The organism is Microbispora sp. CSR-4 (assembly GCF_008033685.1).
Lineage (GTDB): Bacteria > Actinomycetota > Actinomycetes > Streptosporangiales > Streptosporangiaceae > Microbispora.
In genome coordinates, this window is sequence record NZ_VJVX01000128.1 from 1 (window position 1) to 5,317 (window position 5,317).

General features: G+C 65.5%; 3 protein-coding genes. All 3 read left to right on the plus strand.

Annotated elements, in window-relative coordinates:
* Positions 1–1,042 precede the first annotated feature (1,042 nt).
* Entirely contained in the window at positions 1,043–2,359 is a 1,317-nt protein-coding gene (locus tag FLV34_RS43105; protein WP_205831170.1) for a serine protease, read from the plus strand.
* Between the two features lie 546 nt (positions 2,360–2,905).
* Complete coding sequence (locus FLV34_RS43110) at positions 2,906–4,228, plus strand: serine protease (RefSeq protein ID WP_205831171.1); 1,323 nt, start codon at positions 2,906–2,908, stop codon at positions 4,226–4,228.
* 489 nt (positions 4,229–4,717) lie between these two features.
* Positions 4,718–5,317, plus strand: a 600-nt coding sequence (locus tag FLV34_RS38715; RefSeq protein ID WP_369074168.1) for a serine protease, incomplete at its 3' end; no start/stop codon positions are given.

A 5,317-nucleotide genomic window follows, 5' to 3' on the forward strand; every position in this document is an offset into this window, starting at 1 on the left:
CCGTACTTCGACGGTGAGACCCTGGGCGTCTACAAGGCCGCTGCCGCCAACTGGTCCGGCAAGATCGTCTGATCAACCCCCCAGTAACGCAGAGTCAAGAAAAGGGCCCGGCCTCCAGCCGGGCCCTTTTCCATTGCCCGAAACCGACCACACCCGCGCTTCAAGCACGGCGGTCACACCATCCATCTCACGGCCGATCCCAGAGCCGCACTCAGGGCGAATCCCAGAACCGAGCCCAACGCCGAGCCCGGGCCGATTCCCGGAGTCGAGCCCATAGCCGATCTCAAGACGGATCCCCGCGCGGATTTCACGGCCGGTCTCTGAGCCGAGCCACAGGGCCGAGCTCACAAGGCCGAGCTTAGAGCCGATCCCGCAAGTCGATCTCAGAGCCGTCCGCTCCGGCCCGTCTCCTTCTCCTCGCCCTCGCCCGCCGTCTCGCCGCAGCGGGCATCCCACGCCCCGCCGGGCCCTTCGGTGAGCGCCTGGAGCACAGACGCCGCACTCCCTGCGCTCCGAGCGCCATCCGGATCCCCTGCGCCCACGATGCTCGCGATGCTCGTGCCCGGGCCGCCGGCCGCCGGATGAACGTGTGACGGGCCGGCTCGCCGTACACGCCGCAGATCGCTCCCAGACGGACGGGAACCACTCGGAACCCCTATCCCGCCAGATCGCCCACAGACCGCCGTTTGGGCCCTTATTGGGCACCCGGAACGGGCGGCTGAGCGCATGGACACGGTCCGCCGAGGGCCCTTTGGACGTAGTACCCCCTCTCTCGGTTTCATCCGATCAGTGTGATTTACATCACATAAGCCCCCATCTGAGAGCCGACACTCGGTACGGCAACAGACGTCCGACACCACTCGTGATCAGCGCAGATGCCGCACAGACCCCTCAACCACCCCGAAGTTCGCGGGTCCGGAGGGGGTGGGCGGACGCGGTGGTTCCACTTACACCACACCAACTTCTCCTATAACTTTCTGACCGTTCCTTTACTGACGTATGGGGCGCAGGAGTCGCCTCACGACAGACCAGGGAGAGAAAGTTGAAGCGCACCCTCGCACTCGGTGGTGTCGCGGCCGGCCTGCTGGCCTCCGCCGCCATCGCCGCCCCGGCTCACGCCGACTCCATCCCGAGCGTGAACCTGGCCAACACCAACCTCGCCGCTCAGCAGGTCGCCCAGTACTGGTACGCCCAGGCCAAGGCCAACCTCGTCAACGCCACGCCGTACACGGTGGAGACCACGGTCGCCGCCAAGCACGTGACGACCGGCGGGGCTTCCGCTGACACCAAGGCCGGTGTCGTCGGCTCCAGCGGCGACCAGAAGGCTTCCACCGGCACGTCGAAGAACGTGAACCTGCCGAAGACCACCGGCAAGGTGTTCTTCACCGGCGCCGACGGCAAGCCGCACTGGTGCTCCGCGACCGCCCTGCAGTCGACCTACAAGAACGTTGTGGCGACCGCGGGTCACTGCGTCTACGACACCAAGTCGAACAAGACGACGCTGGACAACTGGGTCTTCGTCCCCGGCTACTACGAGGGCAAGACCCCCTGGGGCATCTACGTCGGTAAGACCGCTTACACGCACTACGACTACAGCGTGTACGAGGACGGCGACCGCGACTACGCGTTCGTCACGGTCTACAACGGCGTCATCCCCACCGAGAACGGCACCAGCGGCGGCGGCGTCTCGAAGTTCTTCAAGAACAAGAAGGACGCCGAGGACTACAAGGCCAAGCTCGCGGCCGACAAGACCACCGGTTGGTCGAAGCTCGCGGTCGTGCCGGTCTTCGGCAAGTCCGCCGGCAAGGACAACGACCACAGCTGGAAGAACGGCGACAACCGCGGTAACGACCGTGGCCGTGGCCACGACCAGGGCCCGGGCCGCAACATCATCGGCTACAAGGTCACCGGCGTGAAGCTGTCGATCGGCCTCAAGGACGTCGGCACCCTCGGTGCCAACGTCGGTGGTCAGGGCCTGGCCTACAACCAGAAGGTCGGCACGGCCGTCTTCGAGTTCGGTTACCCGAGCGGGTCGCACCCGGACGGCAACTACGCCTTCACCGGCAAGACCCAGAAGTGGGCCTACGGCAAGACCTTCAAGGCGAGCGCTCCCTCGATGAAGGCCGAGGAGCTCGTCGGCATCAAGTCCTCCTTCACCGGTGAGGGCGCCATCGGTTCGTCCTGGCTGTACCGCTACAGCAGCGCGAAGCGGCTCGGCTACCTCAACGGTGTGACCATCGCGGTCTCCGACACCGACGGCAACGGCCGGATCGACACCAGCGTTTCCCCGTACTTCGACGGTGAGACCCTGGGCGTCTACAAGGCCGCCGCCGCCAACTGGTCGGGCAAGATCGTCTGATCTTCCCCCGGTCAATGATGTGAGAAAAGGGCCCGGCCTCCAGCCGGGTCCTTTTTCTTACGCATTTCGCCGGACCGCCGAGAAGGCGCCGGGAAGAAGACTCCGTGAAGACACCACTGAAGACACCGGGAAGACGGTGAGAGGACGCCGGGGAAAACGAACGGCGTCGGCTATTAACCGTCCCCCTCGCCCTTCCCGGGACCGCCCGGCCACCGCCGCGACGGCGGCATCCGGTTCCGGCGCCGCCAGGTCCTCTCCCTCCGTACGGCCAGGGAGGAGTCCGTCCCGTCAGTGCCCGGACGCGGCCGGCCCGTACGACCTCACGACACCCGGGAAGCCCGCTCCCGCCACGGCGAATTTCACCGGGAAAGACCCCGCAGCGCCCGCGAGCAATGGCATTCACATTGAAGATCACGATCAAGATCACGAGGTGATACCCATTGCTTCACCTCTCTTACGCCCTCAGCTACCAATCCGGTAGTTTTTGCGCATCCTTTACTGACGCATGAGGCGAAGCCGCGCCTCACGACAGACCATGGAGAGCACTTGAAGCGCACCCTCGCGTTCGGCGGCGTCGCGGCCGGCCTGCTGGCCACCGCCCTCGTCGCCTCCCCCGCGCACGCCGACCACTTCAAGCCCAAGGCCAAGCCGCTGGCCGAGACCAACTTCGCCGCCAAGCAGGTCGCCGCCTTCTGGCTGGGCGAGAAGATGGCGAACCTGGTCAACGCCACGCCGTACGGCACGGAGACCAAGGTCGCCGCCAAGCACGTCTCGACGATGCCCAAGGGAACGGCCGACACGAAGCCCGGTGTCGTCTCGTCCAGCAGCGACAAGAAGGCCACGAGCACGTCGAAGAACGTCAACCTGCCCCGCACCACGGGCAAGGTGTTCTTCATCGGCTCGGACAACAAGCCGCACTGGTGCACCGCGACCGCCCTGCAGTCGCTGCACAAGAACCTGGTGGCCACGGCCGGTCACTGTGTCTACGACACGGTGAAGGACAAGGACCTGATGGACAAGTGGGTCTTCGTCCCGGGTTACTACAACGGCAAGACGCCGTACGGCATCTACGTCGGCAAGATCGCGTACACCCACTTCGACTTCACCACCTACGGTGACGGCGACTTCGACTACGCGTTCGTCGCGGTCTACAACGGTGTCGTCCCCACGGACGGCGGCACCAGCGGCGGCAAGTACGAGTCCCGGCTCTACCGGACCAAGTGGGACGCCTACAAGGCCAAGGACCAGCTGGCGAAGGACAAGACCACGGCTTACTCGAGCCTCAAGGTCGTGCCCGTCTACACGGACCAGAAGCCGGGCGTCAAGTCGGCGAGCCCCTCCCCGTCGCCCTCGCCGTCCGCCTCGGCTTCCCCCTCGTCCACGCAGAGCAAGAAGTACCTCGTGGGCTACAAGGTCGTCGGCCTGAAGCTGACGATCGGCCTCAAGGACGTCGGCAAGCTGGGCGACAACGTCGGCGGCCAGGGCCTGGCCTACAACCAGAAGGTCGGCCAGCCGACCTTCGTGTTCGGCTACCCGAGCGGCTCTCACCCGGACGGCAACTACGCCTTCACCGGCAAGACCCTCAAATACAGCTACGGCAAGACCTTCCCCGCCACGGCTCCGGCCCTGAAGGGTGAGGCGCTGCAGGGCATCAAGTCGTCGTTCACCGGCGAGGGCGCCTCCGGTTCCGCCTGGCTGTACAAGTACAACAACGCGACGCGGTTCGGTTACCTGAACGGCGTCACGATCGGTGTCTCCGACACCGATGGCAACGACCGCTACGACACCAGCGTTTCGCCGTACTTCGACGGTGAGACCCTGGCCGTCTACAAGGCCGCTGCCGCCACCCCCTCCTCCAACATCGTCTGATGCCTTCTTGATTGAGGCTCAGCTGAGCAAGGGCCCGGCCGCCTGCGGCCGGGCCCTTCTCCTTTTGTGCCGGTATCTCCCGCGAACGCTCTCCACGCTCCCCGCCGCCACGACGCCCTCACGACGCCTCAGACGCGTCTTCCCGCCGTCCGCGGCGACCGGGCCCTCGGCCGCCGGAACGACGCCGCATGGGGCGGATCAGACGTGATCACCGGGCCACACGGTTCCATCTCACGAATGTGATTTACGTCACATTTTCCGCGTTTGTGATCAGCGACACAGAGCGCGCACACCCCCGCGAAATCAGCATCTCATCAGCGCAAACACAGGAACCTTTCAGGTTCGGCTCCGACCTCCATCAATGCGGGTGCGCCGCCGGGGCAGGTTTCGGCCCTACTTTCCGCCTGCCTCCTTCGATAGCTTGCTTACCGTCCCTTTACTGACGTGTGGGCCTGTTTTGTGCCCCCGACAGACCGAGGAGTACAACCCTTGAAGCGCACCCTCACTCTCGGCGGCATCGCGGTCGGCCTGCTGGCCTCCGCCGTCGTCGCCACCCCCGCGCACGCGGACTCCGTTCCGCACGACACCCTGGCCAGCAGCAACTTCGCCGCCAAGCAGGTCGCCGCCTTCTGGTTCGGCGAGCGTATGGCCAACCTCCGCAACGCCAAGCCGTACAACGTGGAGACGCGGGTCTCCGCCAAGCACGTCTCGACCGGCGGGGCCTCCGCGGACAGCAAGCCCGGCGTCGTCGGCTCCAGCGGCGACAAGAAGGCGACCAGCAGCACGAAGAACGTGAACCTGCCGAAGACCACCGGCAAGGTGTTCTTCATCGGCGCGGACAAGAAGCCGCACTGGTGCACGGCGACCGCCGTGCAGTCGCGTTACAAGAACCTGGTGGCGACCGCCGGCCATTGCGTGTACGACACCAAGAGCAACAAGGCGACCCTGGACAAGTGGGTCTTCGTGCCCGGTTACTACCAGGGCAAGACCCCGTGGGGCATCTACGTGGGCAAGACCGCGTACACCCACTACGACTTCGACGTCTACGAGGACGGCGACCGCGACTACGCGTTCGTGACCGTCTACAAC